The following is a 17,529-nucleotide window of genomic DNA, read 5'->3' on the forward strand; positions in this document are numbered from 1 at the left end:
GAAGGGCCATGCATCAGACTGCGCTTATTGTTGACGACGATCCCACCACCCGCCAGGCCCTGGGTGCGGCGCTGGCGTCGGCCGGGATCGCCAACCTGATCGCCGAAGACGTTCCGGCAATGTGGTCGCTGCTCGAAACCCGGCCGGATCTGCTGATTTTTGGCCTCGGCATGGCGGATACCGAGCTGCTGGCCTTGCTGGGCCAGTTGCGCCGGAAATCGGAAATTCCGGTCCTGATTCACGCTTCCGGTTGTGACGAACTCAAGCAGCTGGCCGGCGACACTATCGCGGCGCTCGATTTCCTGGCCCGGCCATGCGACAAAAACGAACTGCTCGCCCGTATCGGCCACCTCCTCCGGCCCAGCCCGGAACAGCCGGCGCCACTGCCGTGCAGCGAAATGCGCTGCCTGCGCTTTGGCCAGTGGACACTGGACACCGCCGCGCGCCAACTGATTGGGCCCGACGGCACGCCAACACCGCTCGGCGTCCCGGCCTATGCGCTGCTCTGCGCCTTCCTCGACCACCCGTTCGAGCCGCAGTCGCGCGAACAGCTGTCACGCGCCCTGAAACGCGAATATCTCCCCTACGACCGCATCATCGACGTTCATGTCAGCCAGATCCGGCGGATTCTCGGCAAACAGCAGAATGGCAGCGCTTTCATCAAGACCCTGCGCTCCGAGGGCTATGTCTTCATCGCCGCGGTCGACGCCGGCTGAGGGCGCGCTTTACAGCGGCAACTTGATGTCGACGATCAGGCCGCCAGCGCTGCCATTGCGGGCGTTGATCTGACCGGCGAGCGCCGCGATCGCCCGCCGGGCGATGGCCAGACCCAGGCCGTAGCCGCCCGCCGCGCCTTGCCCTTCACTGCGGAAGAAGGGCGTGAAGATGGCCTCGAGATCGGCCGCCGCAACGCCCGGCCCCTGGTCGGTGATCGTGATCCGAAAGACCTGGTTGTCCGTGCGCTGGCCGGCAATTTGCACCACGCCCCCGGCCGGCGAATAGCGCAGGGCGTTGCGCACGACATTTTCGAGGGCGCGATGCAGCAGTTCCGGATTGGCCCGCACTTCGGCCGTCGCCCCCGCCACGAAATCGATCGTGATGCCGCGCGCCGCGCCTTCGAAGCGGGCATCTTCGGCGATATTGGCCAGCAGCTCGCCCAGCTCGACGTTCTCCAGCTCGCCGGTGACGCCGGCTTCGAGCCGCGAGAGGGTGAGCAACTCACCGACCAGCTGATCGATGCGTTCGCCTTCGCGTGCGATGCGCTGCAAGGAATCCTCTGTACGCCCCGGCTGCTGGCGGGCCAGGCCGATCGCCGCCTGCAGCCGGGCGAGAGGCGAGCGCATTTCATGGGAGACATCGTGCAGCAGGCGTTTCTGGCCGTCGATCACGGCCTGCAACTGAGCCGTCATGCGGTCAAAATCGTGACCGAGATCGGCCAACTCGTCGCGCCGGCCACCCATGCTCGGCGTCACCCGCACGGCGAGGTCGCCGCCGGCCGCCGCCTCGAAGGCATTGCGCAGGTGGCGAATCGGCTTGGCGAAGTACCAGGCCAGACCGCCGGCACAGAGCAGGCTGGCGAAAAGGCCGGCAATCACCGGCAGGAGCGGCAGCGGCCCGCTCGGCGGCAGGCCGTGCGGTGGCCGCGGCGGCCTGGCCTGGGCAAATTCCGGCGGCGGGCGTTCGTGGAAATCGGGCGGCGGGTGCCCGTCAAGCCGGAGGTTGGCGGCCCCCGGCTGACGCTCCATCCAGAACAGCGCCCCGGTGCCCAGAACCGCCGCCAACTGGGCCAGCCAGATGCACAGGAAGAACTTCCAGAATAGTCGCCCCACGTTATTCCCGAATCAGCTGGTAGCCCTGACGATAGACCGTCTGGATGCACGACCGCCCGTCGGCGAGGGTGCCGAGCTTCTGGCGGATGCTCGACAGATGGACATCGATGCTGCGGTCGAAGCGGACCAGCGGCCGGCCGAGCGCCTGTTCCGACAGATCGCTCTTGCTGACCGGGCGCCCGGCATGGCGGGCCAGGGTTTCGAGCAGGTTGAACTCGGTGCTGGTCAGCTCGACCACCACCCCGTTCAACTCCACCCGGCGCAACTCCGGCCGGATGCACAGGGCGCCGACCACGAGCGGGGCGTTGGCCGGCTCCATGGCGTGCGTCGTCCGGCGCAGGATGGCGCGCAGGCGGGCGGCCAGTTCGCGCGGCTGGCAGGGCTTGGGGACATAGTCGTCGGCGCCCAGTTCGAGGCCGACGATGCGATCCATGTCGTCGCCCTTGGCGGTCAGCATCAAGACCGGCAAGGCGCAGCCGGCCCGGATGCGGGCGAGCGCCTCGATCCCCGACATGCGCGGCATCATCACATCGAGTACCGCGATGTCGAAACTGCCGGACAGCGCCGCCTCGACCGCGCTCGCCCCGTCGTGCAGCGTGGTCACGACGAAGCCGTCCTGCGCCAGGTAGTCGCCCAACATCTCGGCTAATTCGACATCGTCATCGACCAGCAGGACTGCCGCCATGCGCCGCTCCATTCGTCGGTTCAAACGTCCGATGATAGCCAAAGCACCGGCCGCCGGGCAGCACTTTTACAGACTTTTACCCAGCCGCCGGCACTGGCAAAAATTGCCGGCCAGCAGAACTTGCCGCGCTTCCGGAAAAATCCCGGCCATTTTCGGCAAACCACGGTGCCACCTGCCTTTCCGGGCGCTTTTTCTTAACAAAGTTTTACTCCGCTTAACCCAAACCGCCGTCACGAAAGGCGCTTTTAGGCCGATAACTTGCACAAGGTAAGGCACCTGGTCACGGACCGGTTTTTTTCAACTTCCATTCAAGGAGCAAATCATGGTGAGTGGCATCAACCAATCATCCCAAATGGCGAGCCTGCTGTTCTCGCGTCTCGACACCAAGAACCAGGGCTATATCGAAAAGAGCGACCTGGCCTCGGCCTTCAGCAACATCGCCAGCCAGAAAAGCGACAGCACCAGCGCCGACGATGTCTTCGCGGCGCTCGACGGCGACAGCGACGGCAAGGTCACGGAAAGCGAACTGACCACCGTCCTCGCCAAGCTGCAGGAACAACTCGACAGCCAGTTCAACCAGTCGCGGATGCAGGGCATGGGCGGCCACGGCGGACCGCAGGGTATGGCCGGGATGCCCCCGCCGCCGCCCCGGGCGACGACGCCGGCTTCACCAAGGACGAACTGACCGACCAACTGGCCAGCGCCGACAGCAGCGACAGCACCCGGACCAGTCTGCTCAACAAGGTCGTCGAGAATTTCGAGGCGGCCGACAGCAACAGCGACGGCAAGGTCGGCTTCCAGGAAGCGATGGCCTACGACCAGGCTAGCCAGGACAGCGCCGACAGCACTTCCGCCGGCACCACCCAGAGCACCGCCGACAGCGACGAGGCGAAGATCATGATGAAGATCATGCAGTTGATGCACGCTTACGGCAGCGGCCAGGACAGCGCATCGTCCGGCCTCGCCAACCTGCTCTCGGTCTCGGCCTGAGCCGCCGCCAGCGGGCTGCGCTCAGACAGCGCGCAGCCAGCCGGCGATTTCTTCCTTGCTCGGGATGCGGCCGGAGGCCTTGACCGCCTCGTCCACCACCAGGGCCGGCGTCGTCATGATCGGGTAGGCCATGATCTGCTCCATGTCCCGGACATGCTCGAAGCTTGCCGTCAGGCCGAGTTCGGCGACCACTTCGCGGGTCAGTTGTTCGAGGCGCTGGCACTTGGCACAGCCGCTGCCGAGAATCTTTATCAACATGGCAATCTCCCTATCGTGCGGCCGGCAACGGTCTGCCCCGGCCAATCAAATGCAGCGCGCCGATCAGGGTGGCGACGAAGCCGCCGACCAGCAGCGCCAGAAGCAGTAACGAGGTGCCATCGACCCAGGCGCCGTAGGTCAGCCCGGCCAGGGTCGAGAACACGGCAACCAGCCCGACGTAGGTCCAGGCCTTGAGCTTGCCGATGATCGCCGCGGTAATCAGGATGCTCTGCAGCGACAGTTCGGGATCGGCCATCAGGTAGGCGATCAGCGGCCCCGGGTGCATGCCGAGCGAGAGGAACATCTTGGCGATCGGCACCTCGACCAGGGTCGGAAAATACATGAAGACGCCGAAGACGACGCCGGCCAGGTTGGCAACCACGGTGTTGGCCCCGGCCACGGCCTGGATCCACTCGGGCTGGATGAAGTAGCGGATGATCCCGACCAGGAAGACGCCGACGATGAGCAGCGGAAAGATCAGCTTCACGAAACGCCAGGTTTCCCATAGCCACTGCTGCATGTCCCAGGCCGCGAAGCGCCGGGCCAGCGGCCATAACAGCGCGCAGAGCAGGCTCACGGCGACGGTCCGCCCGCTCACCGTGAGCAGCAGGCCATGTTCGGTGACGCGCATGCCAAGGGCGGCGAAAGCCAGGGTCAGCGCGCTCAGTCCGAGCACTGCCCAGGTCAGCCGGTTGAAGCCGCTATCGACCAGGCCCAGGCCGCGCCAGGCGGTAGCGCCGATCAGCCCGAGCAGGCCGATCAGGATCAGGCCTTGCAAACTCAGGCCTTCGGCCCCGGTCGCCGGATCCACCGGCACCCAGCGATCGAGCACCGCCTGCACGCCCGGCGCGGCGCCGGCCGGCAGTTCGAGACTGAACCAGATCGCGCTCAGCCACTCGACCTTCAGCGTGCCGGCGATCAGCAGCGCGACCAGCGCCCCGAGGAAAACCAGGGTCTGCCGCGAAATGCCCTCGCCCGCCGCAAAGCTCGGGGTATTGGCCAGCCGTGCCGTATCGTCTTCGCGGAACAGAATGGCCATGATCATGCCGATGCCGATACCGAAGGACAGGGCGAGCACGACGCGGGCAATGGCGAAATCCGCGCCGAGCGCGACGCCGGTGTAGGAGAGCGCCAGGATGTTGGCGGCCGGCGCGAAGAACAGGAAGGTGATCGCCGGCCCCAGCCCGGCGCCCTTCTTGTAGATGCCGGCGAACAGCGGCTGGATGGTGCACGAGCAGACGGCGAGCAGGCTGCCTGCCCCGGCTGCGGCCGGATAGGACACCCACTTCGGCGCTTCCGGCCCGAGAAAGCGGATGATCGCCTGCTGCGGGACCAGCGCCGACAGCGCGCCGGCAATGAAGAAGGCCGGCACCAGGCAGAGCAGGACGTGCGCAGCGAGATAGGAGGCCAGACTGGCCAGGCCACTCTGGAAGACGGCAATCAGCATTTCCATGGCGACTCCTTGGGCGTCCGGGGAAAGGCGGCAGAGCCGCCCGACACCTCATGACATTAGGTAAATTTTACGCCTGCTGTGAAGTATTGCGCGCCTGGCGCGATCGCGAACTGTCATTCGCGTTTGGGCTTGGTTAACCTAAAGAAAATACGGAGTCCACCATGAACAAATCCGCCAATCCAGCGATCGCCGGCGCTGGCCACAACACCCTTTTTGGCCAGTCACAACAGGCTGCGTCCCTTAGCAAGCCCACCACCTCGCTTTGGTCGTATCTGCGAAACAGCATTTCGCAACGCCTGCCGCTCGTTGCTGTCGGTGAAATCGCCTGTGACAAACGCCGCATCCCGGTCTGGAGCATCGCCACCGAGAGTGAAGAATCCCTGAATTTCCAGTGCAAGTTCGTCCGTTACATCGACATGCCGGCCGAGATGGCGCACTCGTTCCGCGAGCAACAGGTGCTGGCCGGCAAGCCGTTTGCCGGTGCCGCCTACGTCGAGGACTTCCAGCTCTTCGCCGAGCTCTGCCAGCGCAAGGGCTGACGGGCATTTAGCTGTTGTTGGCCGTTCACCACTTCCCAGCTGAATGTCCAAATTTCAAGCTTTAGCGGCTTTCCAGTCGGGATGCTGGAAATACTTTCCATAGGACCTCAGCGCCTGCAGAACGCGAACCGCCCCGTCGTGCCTTGAGTCGGCCATTTTTCCGTCCATCGCATCCGCCCCGGCCATCAGTTCGGCGATGACGAAATGCAGCATCGCATCGGCCTCCGGTTCAAGCTTGCAGTGTTCGATTGCATAGGCCACTTTTTGGCGGATGGTCGCTGCCAAGCCTGCGAAATCGGCATCTCCAAAACGTCCTTTGTGAATCAACGGCAGAGCCTTCGCCATGGCCTGATTGACCGCCGTCATCGACTGGCGCAAGGGCGCATCGGTTGCCCATTTCTTGCCGGCGTTCAGTTGCAGCTGTTGCCCGGCGCTGGCGCCGTCGCCATGATGATGTTGCTCGGCCGCCAAGGCTTCCTGACCAACCGAGATAACGAGAATGCAGGCGAATGCGGCCAACGACACCAAGCGCTTCATTTTCATTTAAGTTCCTTTCAGACACCGTCCATATACCTGACCATTTTTATCAGGCATGTACTTTCCGGCCTTAATCGAAATCAATGAATGCACGAGTCGCACAGGTTTGCGCAAGGACTGTCAGTCGTCAAAATTCAAAACCCGATTTGTCACCTGTTTTCGGGTAAGGTTTGATCGACCACGCCAACTGCGTGGCGCTACAAAGCAAGAAGGCCAGCAACGATGCTGGCCTTCTTGCTTTGTAGTGCAGCTTTGGACTCTAGCCTAGGCACCGGCAGTAGATAATTGCGGCGGCACCAAGGAACGTTCGGAAACAATCAGTCGCTTCCGAATCCCTGCGCCGAGCTTTCGTTCTACTTCCCACATGGCCAAACCTTTGACCACGGCAACTTGCTCAATGGCAGTTACTACATCACCCAGTTTGGTGCAGAGATACTCAGCACCGCGTTCGATTGAAGACTTCACTTTCATTCGGACAAACCTCCCATGTGGTAGTTGCGTGAACAATCTTACTTACCTTGATCAAAGGTTGAAACAGAGTTTTTCGAATTTACTTCTCAAATAAACAGAAGGGTTATCTTCACACCAAACGTGCAGCGAGACTTCATAGGCATTGCAACCCTTTGTACCAGGACTGTGCCTTGGCGAGGCTCTCCTGGGGCTTATCAGCCCTGCAAAATCCGTTCAAATAGAACTGGACTTTCGACCTCAAAGGAGTACTCTGAAATCGCGTTCTGGCTAGTTGCAGGTTCGATCAGAACGGTGGTTTTTTTGGATAACCGGAGACTCTATGGTTGATAGTCCACCGCAGTTTCTTGAGAAGACTGAGTAGCACCCAAACGGCAAATAGCCGAATTCCAAGGCCATGAGTGCCGAGGTTGAAGATTGACGAAGCCCATGCATAAAACGCATGGGCTTCTTGCTTTGTAGCTGCTGAACTTATTGATGACGAGACGCCGAAAGATGATCGGGCGGCCCACGGCCAGAGAATGGCAACAAAGGCGCGGCCGGGACATCAGCAGCCCGCATCAGTTTTTTTCAGCCGGCGTGTAAGAACCCGCCCCTGGTGCCGACTAACGATCAGCAGCCGAGTTATTGCTGACTGCGCGAACCAACGGAATCCCAACCTCACCAGGAGAAATCACCATGAACACCACGAACAAGTCGCTGACCGCTGCCTCCCTTGCTTTTGCCTTGGGCGCCGCCCTGACCGTGGCCGCCACGCCGGCCAGCGCCGCCGACAAGATGGCCGACAAGGAAAAATGCTTCGGCGTCGCCATGAAGGGCAAGAACGACTGCAAGGCCGGTGCCGGAACCAGCTGCGCCGGCACCTCGAAAATCGACTACCAGGGCAACGCGTGGTCTCTGGTTCCCAAGGGCACCTGCGAAAAGACGGCATCGCCGACCTCGCCGACCGGGCATGGCCAACTGGCCGAATTCAAGGAAAAGAAGGCCTGATTCCCCCTGCGCACCGGAGCGCCAGCCATGACAACAATCCGCAGTGTCCAGCTGCCGGCAGGCGCTCCAGCGCTGCGCGCCGGCACCCTGCCGGCCCGTAGTGGCCTGGGTCTCAAGCCCGAGCACTTTCACAGCATTCTCGAAACGCTGCCCGAGCTCGGGTTCTTCGAAATTCATGCCGAGAACTACATGGTCGATGGCGGCCCCTTCCATCACTACCTGACGCAGATTCGCGACCACTATCCGCTGTCGATCCATGGCGTCGGGCTCTCGATCGGCGGCGAGGAGCGGCTCGACGAAACCCACCTCGATCGCCTCGCCACCCTGATCGCCCGCTACGAGCCGCAGTCATTTTCCGAGCACCTTGCCTGGGCTAGCCACGACGATGTCTTTCTCAACGATCTGCTGCCAGCCCCCTACAATGCCGCGACCCTGAACCGGGTGTGCGATCACATCGACCGGGTCCAGGAACGCCTGGGCCGGCGCATGCTGCTCGAGAACCCGGCGACCTATGTCGAATTCGCAGCCTCCACGCAGGGCGAAGCCGACTTCATCAGCGCCGTCGTCAAGCGCACCGGCTGCGGCCTGCTGCTTGACGTCAACAACGCCTATGTCTCGTGCATCAATCACGGGCGCGATCCGCGCGCCTACATAGCGGCGCTGCCGCTAGGGGCGACTGGGGAAATTCATCTCGCCGGCTTTGCCGAGGACAGCGATGGTGCCGGCGACCGGCTGCTGATCGACAGCCACGGCTCGCCGGTGGCGCAGGCGGTGTGGGAACTTTGCCGCTTCACGCTGCAGCGGGTTGGAGTGCAGCCGACGTTGATCGAACGCGACAACGACATTCCGGCCTTTCCCGTTCTGCTGGCCGAGGCACGGCAGGCCGACGGCCTGTTGTCGGCAATTGCCGAGTTGGAAAATGGCGAGCTGGAGGCGGCATGAGTTCGCAGAGCCAGTTTGCCGCAGCACTGCTCAATCCCGAACAGCCATGCCCGGCGGGTTTGACGGCCTGGAACGGCTCTGACCCGGCACACCGTTTCCGAATCTATCGCAACAACGTCATCGTTTCGCTGATCGACGCCCTGGCAGACAGCTATGCGGTTACGCAGGAACTGGTAGGTGAAGAATTCTTTCGGGCCATGGCGCATCGCTACGCCGATGGCCACCCACCGCAATCGCCCCTGATGGCCTTTTACGGCAGCGACTTGCCCGCCTTCATTGAGGCTTTTCCGCCGGCCGCCGGGCTGCCTTACCTGGCCGATGTCGCCCGGCTTGAGCAATTGCGCATCGTGGCGTATCACACCGCCGATGTGGCGCCCGTCGACAGCGCCGAGATCTGCGCCGCCCTAGCCGATGAAAGCACCGTGCCTGGGCTTGGGTTGCGCTTGCACCCATCGGTGGCGGTGCTTGCCTCGTCGTTTGCCGTCGTCTCGTTGTGGGGAGCCCACCAAGGGATGCTGGAACTGTCCACGGTCATCCCCGAGATTGCGGAAACCGCCCTGGTTCTGCGCCACGGGCTGGAGGTTGAAGTCATGGGGATTTCAGTGGCGGCGGGCGTATTCCTTGCCGCCCTCGGGTCAGGAGCCGCGCTCGGCGAAGCCGCCGCGCAGGCGACGGCGATCGACGCCGATTTCGATCTGATCGGCATTCTCGGCCTGCTCCTGCAAAAGTCGGCCGTTACGGCCTTGCATCCCTCAAGGAGAACTCCATGAATTCGCCCGTTGCCGGCCTGTCCGCTACGCCAGCGTCGCCGCTCGCCGGTTGGCTTAGCGGCCTCAACACCCTGCTTTCCCGCATTCCCGATACGTTTATCGCCTTGATCGGTCGCTTCTCGATCGCCGCGATCTTCTGGAAGTCGGGGCAGACCAAGATCGAAGGTATTGCCGTCGATCTCGTCGCCGGTGAATTCCAGTTCGGCTGGCCGCAGCTATCGGATTCGGCGCTCGAACTGTTCCGCAGCGAATATCGCCTGCCGCTGCTGCCGCCCGAGTTGGCGGCGCCACTGGCCGCTTTCGGCGAGCATCTCTTTCCGCTTCTGATCCTGATCGGTCTGGCGACACGCTTCTCGGCACTCGCCCTCTTGGTGATGACCCTGACCATCCAGATCTTCGTCTATCCGGATGCCTATCCGACGCACGGGGTCTGGGCGACGGTCTTGCTGCTGCTGATTGCCCGCGGCGCGGGGGCGATTTCGCTGGATCACTGGCTGTTCCGGCGCTACGCGGGAAACTGACCGCCCCCTGCGGTGTGCGCGGTGCAGCCGACGCCAACCGGGACGCCCGACAGCGCCCGCCTGACCTTGCCGGAGAACGCGTTAGCGCGTGGTCCAAGCATCGACGCTCCAGACCTCAGGGTTTCTCGGCAGCCAGCTTGCCAATTTTGTACTTGGCAAGCAATTCGTCGGCATACGGCGCATGCGGCCGTCCTTTGGTTTTGGTGTTGTAGGCCTCGGTTGCCTCCCGGCCACACCAGGGCAGCACCACTTCCGGTCGCGATGGATGGTCGGGCAGGTAGGCGCTCAGGTCATAGACGCCGCCGCGAATCGCCATCCAGCAGTTCTCGGCGCTTGCGTGTTTGGTCAGATCGGCTTTGCTGTAGGTCTTTTCGGCGGCGAGAGCGAGGTTTTCCCCGGCCGGCGGCAACCACAGGCTTGCCGCCCAGAAGGCGGTGACCAGCAGCCAGAACAAGAGGGTCGTCGATAGATAGAGGCGGCGCATTATCTGAATTCGAAGTTTTCAAAGTGGATATGGCGGGGCGCGACACCCCGCTCGTTGAGGACCTTGCGTAGCCCGGCCACCATGCCGGGTGGTCCGCACAGATAACAATCATGTTGCGCCAGGCCGGGGGCTTCGGGGAGCAGGCGATGCAGATCGGGGGGCATCGGGCCGGTTGCCACGGCGCGTAGCGAAAGCTTCGGGTCCCGCGCCGTCAAGGTCCGCAACTCGTGCAGAAATGCCGCATCGGGCTCACTCCGGTAAAGGTAGAGCAGCCGCGTCGGCTGCTTGAGCGGCCCGGCCCGCAGTTGGGCCAGGAAGGGCGTGATGCCGATACCGCCGGCCACCCACAGCTGCGGCACAGCCGGCCGGTCGCTCAGGAAGCAGCCAAAGGCGCCGTGCACTCTGGCGAGAACGCCGGGCTCGATGGACTGGATTCGGCGCGTGCAGTCGCCGAGGGCTTTGACGCCGAAGCGGATTTCGCCGCCCACCCCCACCGCGCTGACGGTAAAGGGGTGGAATTCGCGGCAGCCCCGGAAGCTCGGGCCATCAAAGAAGGCGACCAGCGCAAACTGGCCCGCCGTGGCCGCCATGCCATCGGCCAAGGGTTTCAGCACGATCTCGACCATGCCCTCGGCCACCGGGCTGACGCGGTGCACGATGTACGGCCGGGCTGCCAGGCCGAAGTCCTCGCGCACGATGCGCCAGCCGAGAAAGAAGGCGGCCAGCGCCAGAATCGGCCAGACCGGCTGTTCGATACCGAGCAGGACCAGATGCAGCAGGCCGAACAGCACCGCGAGCCCGAGCCCGACATGCAGCCAGCGCCAGGTTCGGTAGGCAATGCGCTTGTCGAAGGTCAGCGCCAAGCCTGCCATCAGCAGGAGCAGCGCCAGCCAGCCGAGCCAGACCGGCCAGCCCTGGCCGAAGGGCGACAGCGTCTGCCAGGCCAGCAGCGGCTGCGCCGGCCAGGCGTCGGCCGCCAGCAACAGCGGGTGGGCGAGCAAGGCAAGGTAGGCTGCCATGCCGGCCCGGTGATGCCAGCGGTACATCCTTTCCAGGCCGCCCAGCCCCTCGGCCAGCCGGGATTCGCGGAGCATCAGCAACAGGCTGGCGAGGAGCAGGCCGCAGCCAGCCCAGCCAAGCACGATACCCAGGCTGCGCGCCACGGAGAGGCCCTCGGGCAGCGCCCAATAGACCGGGCCGGCGGTGGCCGCCAGAAGCAGCAGGGGAATCGATAACCTGCGCAACACAAGCATGGTGACTGGTCTCCCGATCAGGCGGCCTCAGGGCCGCACCTTCCCCGGCGCCAGGTGGGCGCAGATATCCCGCCCGCCCCCGGGCAAGGCCACCTCGCGCTGCCGGGCTCGCTCTTCCATCAACCGGTGATGGCCGAGTTGATAGTTCCGGCACGCCTCAAGTGTCGTGAAGCCGCGAACCTGGGCCTGATGCTCGATCCGTTCTTCCGGCGTCATCAACTGCCAGCCCCGGGTATTCGCCTCGCTTGCCCGCCACGGGCCGCGTGCCGCAGCATGGTCGATCAGCAACACGCTGACGATCAAGGCAACAAAAATTCTGCCATGCATGCTTCCTCCCTGTGGGGCCCCCCTATGGAAAAACGGCCCCACCACCACAGTAGTACTTCCTGATAAAGAATCCAGGTTTATTGCTGCATGAATGTTCCAACTCATGCCGATTGGGCAACGGAGTCCTGCCTGGCAATGCAGCCGGTAGAGGAGTAGCAAGCAGCGATCCAGCCCGACCAACCGCCGACGCATTTCTACCTCCCGATAAAGCACTTAACGAGACAAGATGCAGGCGAGAAACGCCGGGTTCATCAGCCTGCTTCAGACTTGAAGAAGCGTTTCTGAAACCACAGCGCGACAGCGACCAGAGCGATCATCACCGGCACCTCGACCAGCGGGCCGATGACCGCGGCGAATGCGGCGCCGGAGTTGATGCCATAGACGGCGATCGCCACCGCGATCGCCAACTCGAAATTGTTGCTGGCCGCCGTGAAGGACAGCGTGGTGCACTTCTTGTAATTGGCCCCGACCTTCTTGCTCATGTAGAACGAGAACAGGAACATGACCACGAAGTAGATCAGCAACGGAACCGCGATGCGCAGCACGTCGAGCGGAATGGTGACGATCAGCTGGCCTTTAAGGCTGAACATGACGACGATGGTGAACAGCAGCGCGACCAGGGTGATCGGCCCGATCTTCGGCACGAAGTGTTCGTGGTACCACTCTTTCGAAACGTAGCGCAGCATGACGACCCGGGTCAGCACGCCGGCGACGCAGGGGATACCGAGGTAGACGAAGACGCTTTCGGCGATCTGGCCGATCGAGATATCGACCACCATGCCGGAGAGCCCGAACAGCGGCGGCAGCACGGTGACGAAGAACCAGGCATAGACGCTGAAGAACAGCACCTGGAAGATCGAGTTGAAGGCGACCAGGCCGGCGGCGTATTCAGTCGAGCCCTTGGCGATCTCGTTCCAGACGATGACCATCGCGATGCAGCGGGCGAGGCCGATGAGGATCAGGCCGACCATGTATTCCGGCTTGTCGGGCAGGAAGATGATGGCCAGCGCGAACATCAGGATTGGCCCGAGTATCCAGTTCTGGACCAGGGACAGGCCGAGCACTTTCTTGTCGCTGAAGACGTCGGGCAATTCTTCGTAACGCACCTTGGCGAAGGGCGGGTACATCATCAGGATCAAGCCAAGGGCGATCGGGATATTGGTCGTCCCGACCTGGAAGCGGTTGATGAAGGCCTCGGTACCCGGCACGAAATAGCCGAGACCGACGCCCAGCCCCATGGCGGCGAAGATCCAGACCGTCAGGTAGCGGTCGAGGAAGGATAGTTTCTTGGTGACGGCGCTCATGCACTGGCCTCGCTATGAATTCTCCGCGCCGCCTCGACAATCGCCGCGGCCGACAGGGTCTCCAGCGGCAGGTTCAGGAAAGCCGCAATGCGCTTTTCCAGTTCGACATAGGCCGTTTCGAAGGCCGCCCGGCGCGCCGCCAGCGGCTCGACATGGGCCGGATCGGCGATTCCCCAGTGCGCGGTGGCCGGGTGGCCGGGCCAGATCGGGCAGGCTTCGCCGGCGGCGCTAGCGCAGACGGTGAAGATGAAATCGAGCCGCGGTGCGCCCGGCGCGGCGAACTCGTCCCACGACTTGCTGCGCGGCTGGCCGGCGTTCGGCCAGGGCACGCCGTGCGCGGCCAGGGTTTCGAGGGCCAGCGGATTGACCTTGCCGCTCGGCTGGCTGCCGGCCGAAAAGGCGCGAATTCGGCCCTTCCCCAAATGATTGAACAAGGCCTCGCCGAGGATCGAACGGGCCGAATTGCCGGTGCACAGCACCAACACGTTGAAACTTTTCATGCGCATTGCTCCGGGTTGCAGGTTTCGATGCTCTCGCCGCAGGGCTGGCCGCCGCAGCAGTCTTCGGTCAGGTAGTGGAGGAGTTCATTCATTGCCGCGTAATCGGTCGCGTAGTAGATGAAGCGCCCCTCCTGGCGGGCGCTGGCCAGTCCGGCACCGACCAGTTCCTTGAGGTGGAAGCTCAGGCGCCCGTTGGCCTCGACGCCGAGCGCCTCGGCGATCTTGCCGACGGCCAGACCGCCGGCCCCGGCGCGGACCAGCAGGCGGAAGATGTCGAGACGGGTTTCATGGGCCAGCGCACCGAGCGCGGCCACTGCAGTTTTCGTTTCCATATTTCAATATTAATTGAAATATGGAAATACAGATAAGCCTTGCTCCCTTTTCGCCATACCCCCGAATGGGGGGCGCGCTGCACAGCCAAAACACGAGTACATTAGCATTTCGTTATTCACCAATTCGGCAGTGCTCGATTGCTGCCTCACCGCCATGCTCAACATTCCGGCATCGATGAAAAGCTGTTGTCTGACCACCAGCCTGCTCGGCATTCTCGCCTCGCCCGCTCTGGCCCAACATCTGCCGGGCCTGCCGCCGGCGGGCAATCAGGCCTTTCAGCTTTATCAGCAAGCCGAGGAGCAGCGTGCCTTTGCCATCGCCCCGGGCGGCAGCTGGGGCTGGCATGCCGGCGCCGACTCGTCCGACGTCGCCGAGGACAAGGCGCTCAGCGCCTGCCAGAGCAGCACGCCCCAGAAATGCGTGCTCTACGCACGCAATGGCGAGCTGATTTTCAACACCAGAGCCTGGCCCGGCTTGTGGGGGCCTTACGCCACTGCCGCCGCGGCAGCCCGCGCCGCCCCCGGCGTCGAACCGGGGCAGCGCCTGGCCGATCTCGCCTTCCGCGACGCCCAGGGCCGCTCGACTAGACTGAGCGCGCTACGCGGCAAGGTGGTCGTCCTGCATTTCTGGGGCAGCTGGTGCCCGCCCTGCCGCAAGGAGATGCCGGGGCTGGCCGGGCTGCGCCAGGCACTGGGCGAGCGCCGCGATATTGCCTTTGTCCTGCTGCAAGCCCGGGAGCCTTTCGCCACCGCCCAGCGTTGGGCCCGCAACCAGCACCTGACGCTGCCGCTCGCCGATTCCGGCAGCACCGGCGAAGACGACGCCGACTTCCGTCTGGCCGACGGCAGCCTGCTCGCCGACCGCCTGCTCGCGCGCAGCTTCCCGACCACCTACGTGCTCGACAAGCACGGCCTGGTGGTCTTCTCGCATGTTGGCCCGGTCGATGACTGGCGCGGCTACGAAGCCTTTCTGCGCGACGCGGCCCGGCACTCGGGAAAATAGTTCGGCGGCCCGCACGACGGCCGAACCTGGCGCCGGCGCAATCAAGCCTTGCCGGCGGCGCCTTCCTCCGCTTCGGCATCTTCCCAGCCGGTGACCATGGTCTTGATGTGAGCGAAGGGCGTATGGCCGGTGGTCGTCAGGTAGACGTGCACGATGAAGAAAGTCAGCATCATGAAGGCGCCCGCGGTATGGGCCAGCGCCACCCACTCGAGCGAGATCGTCCTGTCCAGCCCGAAATCCTTCCAGTAGCCGTAGAACAGGTAGAAAAAGCCGGAGCCCCAGATCAGCGGCGAGACCATCGCCAGCAGGGTGACATAGGCCAGGCGCTGCAAGGGATTGTGCTTCTTGCCGGCGGTCTTGTGGAAGGGATGCGGCGCATTCACGAAGATGCCGTAGGCGTAGTAGCGGACCATGGCCAATACCCGGTTGAGCGTCGGGATGTACTGCCGCCATTCTCCGGTGGTGAATTGCCAGAAGATGGTGAAGGCCCACAGGGTGAGCAGCGCCCAGGCAGCCAGGGTGTGGTACTCGACAGCGCGCTGGAAGCCGAAGTTCTGATAGACGCCGTGGATCTCGAAGCCGGTGACGAGCATGAAGATGACCAGCACGGCCTGCGACCAGTGCCAGAAGCGTTCGTAACGGCGGTAGAGGTAAATGCGGGTGGGTGCGTTCATGGATCTACCCCTTGTGCTTGAAGTGAAGGACGACACGGGTGCCGCCGTGGATCAGGACGCCGAGCAGGCTGAGCAGAACCACGACCCAGCCCACCGAGTCGAGCAGGCGGCTGTGGTCGCGGCCCGGCAGGTAGATGCCCGAAATGTCCTGCAGACGGCCATTGGCGCTATGGCACTGGGCGCACCCGAGGGCATCCGTTTTCGGGGCGACCATGTGGGTGATCGGCCAGCTCATCTCGGTACTAACGAAACCGAACTTGCCGCTGTAGGGCAGCCCGGCCGTCTGCATGCCGGTCGCGATGGCTTTCTGCCAGTCGAAATTGCGCCACAGGGCCGTATCGTCCTCGCCGGCAGTGTGGACGACGAGCAGATAGTTGTTCTCGGTGTCGTAGGCCTGCTTGCCGCGGTGGATCTTGAACGGCCAGATCCGGGCATCGGCGTCGCCGGGCTCGCCGTCGGGGTGGTTGATCTCGACCGTACAGGCCGGATCGATGACGTCGCCCTTGGCCTTGTAGCTGACATGGCCGTTGAACCAGCGATACTCGGGAACCAGGTAGGAGTCCCAGGCGAAATTGCCTTTTTTCGAATCGAAGGCCCGGCGGCCGGCGCTGTCCTTGACGAAGATCGGCTTGCCCGCCGGCCCCATCTGGGTGGCCGTCGACCAGTCCCAAGAGGTTTCGGTGCCGATGCTGTCGCGGGCGAATTGCGGGATGTGGCAGGTCTGACAGGCCAGTTTGTCGCTGTGGGTATTCAGGCGCTCGGCATGGAGAATGCTCTCCTTATGCGGCTTGTCACCATGACATGACTGGCAGGAGGCGGGGGATGCGTCGGCCTTGCCGCGTATGTGGGCCGGCCCGGTCTGCGCCGCCGTCATCGCGTAGCGGCTGCCCGAAACCTGATGGCCGGCGGTGGCGTGGCAGGTCGTGCAGGTGAAGTTCAGGCCCTTGGCGTCCATATGGACATCAAGGTACTTGCCCGGATTCTTCAACGCGCTGTCGAGGTCGCCGTGCTTGGTGCCGTCACCGCCGGCCCCGTAGAAATGGCAGGAACCGCAGTTGCTGCGCCTGGGCAAGGCGACGCTCTGCGCCACCTTCTGCAGGTCGACCGCCTCGACGAACTTGCCCGAGCCATGCGGAAACTCCTTGCGCTCGTAGACCGGATGACCGGCATCGCCCGGCAGCTTGCGATAGGTCGCCGTGCCGTCGTGGCAGATCAGGCAATCGACGTTGTCCTCGGCCGCGAAGTCGAAGCTGGCGTCCTTCCAGCCATAGCCGGCATGGCAGGCCATGCAGTCCTTCTCGTTGGAGATGGTGGTCGTGCAATAGTTGTTGATGACGTTTTTCTTGCCCAGCTTCTGGCCGGTTTTGGGGTCGCTGTACTCCCAGGTCCAGTGCTTGGTACCCTGAACCTGCTTGGCGGCTTCGGTATGGCAGTTCAGGCAGGCCTTGGTGACCTCCGGCCCGGAAGCGAATTTCTTTTGCAGCTCCTTGAGTTTGCTGTGGTCGACGGTGCTTTTGCTCGCCGCCTTTGGCGTCTTCGCCGGCACCGGCACGGTGGCCGGGGCGACCGGCGGCGGCGTGCTGCCCCAGGCCGTGCTCCACGCCAATATGGCGCCGAGCAGGCCGGCGGCCAACCATGTTTTTTTCTGGCTCATGATGATCTCCTCGGCA

General features: G+C 63.5%; 23 protein-coding genes. 9 read left to right on the top strand and 14 right to left on the bottom strand.

Going from position 1 to position 17,529, the window contains the following annotated elements; genetic code table 11:
* Nucleotides 1-8: 8 nt before the first annotated feature.
* The gene (locus tag NQE15_RS22100) at nucleotides 9-716 is read left to right on the top strand and encodes a winged helix-turn-helix domain-containing protein (RefSeq protein ID WP_265944841.1); all 708 of its coding nucleotides are present in this window, start codon (nucleotides 9-11) and stop codon (nucleotides 714-716) included.
* A 9-nt stretch (nucleotides 717-725) separates the two neighbouring features.
* On the opposite strand, the gene NQE15_RS22105 is transcribed toward NQE15_RS22100, so the two are convergent.
* The gene (locus NQE15_RS22105) at nucleotides 726-1,829 is read right to left on the bottom strand and encodes an ATP-binding protein (protein ID WP_265944843.1); all 1,104 of its coding nucleotides are present in this window, start codon (nucleotides 1,827-1,829) and stop codon (nucleotides 726-728) included.
* A gap of 1 nt (nucleotide 1,830) precedes the next feature.
* A complete protein-coding gene (locus NQE15_RS22110; protein ID WP_265944845.1) occupies nucleotides 1,831-2,514 on the bottom strand; it encodes a response regulator transcription factor in 684 nt (227 codons plus the stop codon).
* Between the two features lie 322 nt (nucleotides 2,515-2,836).
* Here NQE15_RS22110 and NQE15_RS22115 point away from each other — a divergent pair, with 322 nt between their 5' ends.
* Nucleotides 2,837-3,199 (top strand): EF-hand domain-containing protein, encoded by a 363-nt coding sequence (locus tag NQE15_RS22115; RefSeq protein WP_265944847.1) that lies wholly within the window; start codon nucleotides 2,837-2,839, stop codon nucleotides 3,197-3,199.
* 122 nt (nucleotides 3,200-3,321) lie between these two features.
* A complete protein-coding gene (locus tag NQE15_RS22120; protein ID WP_265944849.1) occupies nucleotides 3,322-3,504 on the top strand; it encodes a hypothetical protein in 183 nt (60 codons plus the stop codon).
* Nucleotides 3,505-3,525: 21 nt separating this feature from the next.
* Here NQE15_RS22120 and NQE15_RS22125 read toward each other — a convergent pair whose 3' ends face one another.
* Together NQE15_RS22125 and NQE15_RS22130 are read right to left on the bottom strand one after the other, a co-directional pair.
* Nucleotides 3,526-3,762 (bottom strand): thioredoxin family protein, encoded by a 237-nt coding sequence (locus NQE15_RS22125; RefSeq protein WP_265944851.1) that lies wholly within the window; start codon nucleotides 3,760-3,762, stop codon nucleotides 3,526-3,528.
* 10 nt (nucleotides 3,763-3,772) lie between these two features.
* Nucleotides 3,773-5,215: a permease gene (locus NQE15_RS22130; RefSeq protein WP_265944853.1), complete on the bottom strand. Its 1,443-nt coding sequence runs from the start codon at nucleotides 5,213-5,215 to the stop codon at nucleotides 3,773-3,775.
* A 161-nt stretch (nucleotides 5,216-5,376) separates the two neighbouring features.
* On the opposite strand from NQE15_RS22130, the gene NQE15_RS22135 reads away from it, so the two are divergent.
* A complete protein-coding gene (locus NQE15_RS22135; protein ID WP_265944855.1) occupies nucleotides 5,377-5,754 on the top strand; it encodes a hypothetical protein in 378 nt (125 codons plus the stop codon).
* Between the two features lie 54 nt (nucleotides 5,755-5,808).
* Here NQE15_RS22135 and NQE15_RS22140 read toward each other — a convergent pair whose 3' ends face one another.
* A complete protein-coding gene (locus NQE15_RS22140; RefSeq protein WP_265944857.1) occupies nucleotides 5,809-6,297 on the bottom strand; it encodes a hypothetical protein in 489 nt (162 codons plus the stop codon).
* A gap of 258 nt (nucleotides 6,298-6,555) precedes the next feature.
* A complete protein-coding gene (locus tag NQE15_RS22145; RefSeq protein ID WP_265944859.1) occupies nucleotides 6,556-6,762 on the bottom strand; it encodes a hypothetical protein in 207 nt (68 codons plus the stop codon).
* A 675-nt stretch (nucleotides 6,763-7,437) separates the two neighbouring features.
* On the opposite strand from NQE15_RS22145, the gene NQE15_RS22150 reads away from it, so the two are divergent.
* Genes NQE15_RS22150 through NQE15_RS22165 form a run of 4 tightly spaced genes read left to right on the top strand, consistent with a single transcriptional unit; the run spans nucleotide 7,438 to nucleotide 9,982 of the window.
* Nucleotides 7,438-7,749: a DUF2282 domain-containing protein gene (locus NQE15_RS22150; RefSeq protein ID WP_265944861.1), complete on the top strand. Its 312-nt coding sequence runs from the start codon at nucleotides 7,438-7,440 to the stop codon at nucleotides 7,747-7,749.
* A gap of 27 nt (nucleotides 7,750-7,776) precedes the next feature.
* Nucleotides 7,777-8,691: a DUF692 domain-containing protein gene (locus NQE15_RS22155; protein ID WP_265944863.1), complete on the top strand. Its 915-nt coding sequence runs from the start codon at nucleotides 7,777-7,779 to the stop codon at nucleotides 8,689-8,691.
* A complete protein-coding gene (locus NQE15_RS22160; RefSeq protein ID WP_265944865.1) occupies nucleotides 8,688-9,461 on the top strand; it encodes a DNA-binding domain-containing protein in 774 nt (257 codons plus the stop codon). Before NQE15_RS22155 ends, NQE15_RS22160 begins: the two co-directional genes overlap by 4 nt.
* Entirely contained in the window at nucleotides 9,458-9,982 is a 525-nt protein-coding gene (locus tag NQE15_RS22165) for a DoxX family protein (protein ID WP_265944867.1), read from the top strand. The genes NQE15_RS22160 and NQE15_RS22165 overlap by 4 nt, the downstream gene beginning before the upstream one ends.
* A gap of 115 nt (nucleotides 9,983-10,097) precedes the next feature.
* Here NQE15_RS22165 and NQE15_RS22170 read toward each other — a convergent pair whose 3' ends face one another.
* From NQE15_RS22170 to NQE15_RS22195, 6 genes are all read right to left on the bottom strand, one after another.
* Nucleotides 10,098-10,466: a cytochrome b5 domain-containing protein gene (locus NQE15_RS22170; RefSeq protein ID WP_265944869.1), complete on the bottom strand. Its 369-nt coding sequence runs from the start codon at nucleotides 10,464-10,466 to the stop codon at nucleotides 10,098-10,100.
* Nucleotides 10,466-11,719, bottom strand: a complete 1,254-nt coding sequence (locus NQE15_RS22175) for a ferric reductase-like transmembrane domain-containing protein (RefSeq protein ID WP_265944871.1) — start codon at nucleotides 11,717-11,719, stop codon at nucleotides 10,466-10,468. The genes NQE15_RS22170 and NQE15_RS22175 overlap by 1 nt, the downstream gene beginning before the upstream one ends.
* 27 nt (nucleotides 11,720-11,746) lie before the next feature.
* Entirely contained in the window at nucleotides 11,747-12,046 is a 300-nt protein-coding gene (locus NQE15_RS22180; protein WP_265944874.1) for a hypothetical protein, read from the bottom strand.
* A gap of 251 nt (nucleotides 12,047-12,297) precedes the next feature.
* The gene (arsB, locus tag NQE15_RS22185) at nucleotides 12,298-13,350 is read right to left on the bottom strand and encodes an ACR3 family arsenite efflux transporter (protein ID WP_265944876.1); all 1,053 of its coding nucleotides are present in this window, start codon (nucleotides 13,348-13,350) and stop codon (nucleotides 12,298-12,300) included.
* The gene (locus NQE15_RS22190) at nucleotides 13,347-13,856 is read right to left on the bottom strand and encodes an arsenate reductase ArsC (protein WP_265944878.1); all 510 of its coding nucleotides are present in this window, start codon (nucleotides 13,854-13,856) and stop codon (nucleotides 13,347-13,349) included. The genes arsB and NQE15_RS22190 overlap by 4 nt, the downstream gene beginning before the upstream one ends.
* Nucleotides 13,847-14,182 carry an ArsR/SmtB family transcription factor gene (locus tag NQE15_RS22195; protein ID WP_265944880.1) on the bottom strand — a complete coding sequence of 112 codons (336 nt, stop codon included), beginning with the start codon at nucleotides 14,180-14,182 and terminating at the stop codon, nucleotides 13,847-13,849. The genes NQE15_RS22190 and NQE15_RS22195 overlap by 10 nt, the downstream gene beginning before the upstream one ends.
* Before the next feature lie 154 nt (nucleotides 14,183-14,336).
* Between NQE15_RS22195 and NQE15_RS22200 the strand changes: the two genes are divergently transcribed.
* A complete protein-coding gene (locus NQE15_RS22200) occupies nucleotides 14,337-15,185 on the top strand; it encodes a TlpA family protein disulfide reductase (RefSeq protein WP_265944881.1) in 849 nt (282 codons plus the stop codon).
* Nucleotides 15,186-15,226: 41 nt separating this feature from the next.
* On the opposite strand, the gene NQE15_RS22205 is transcribed toward NQE15_RS22200, so the two are convergent.
* Entirely contained in the window at nucleotides 15,227-15,859 is a 633-nt protein-coding gene (locus NQE15_RS22205) for a cytochrome b/b6 domain-containing protein (RefSeq protein ID WP_265944883.1), read from the bottom strand.
* Between the two features lie 4 nt (nucleotides 15,860-15,863).
* Nucleotides 15,864-17,513: a tetrathionate reductase family octaheme c-type cytochrome gene (locus NQE15_RS22210; protein ID WP_265944885.1), complete on the bottom strand. Its 1,650-nt coding sequence runs from the start codon at nucleotides 17,511-17,513 to the stop codon at nucleotides 15,864-15,866.
* Nucleotides 17,514-17,529 lie beyond the last annotated feature (16 nt).

Source organism: Dechloromonas sp. A34 (genome assembly GCF_026261605.1).
Classification (GTDB): Bacteria; Pseudomonadota; Gammaproteobacteria; order Burkholderiales; family Rhodocyclaceae; genus Azonexus.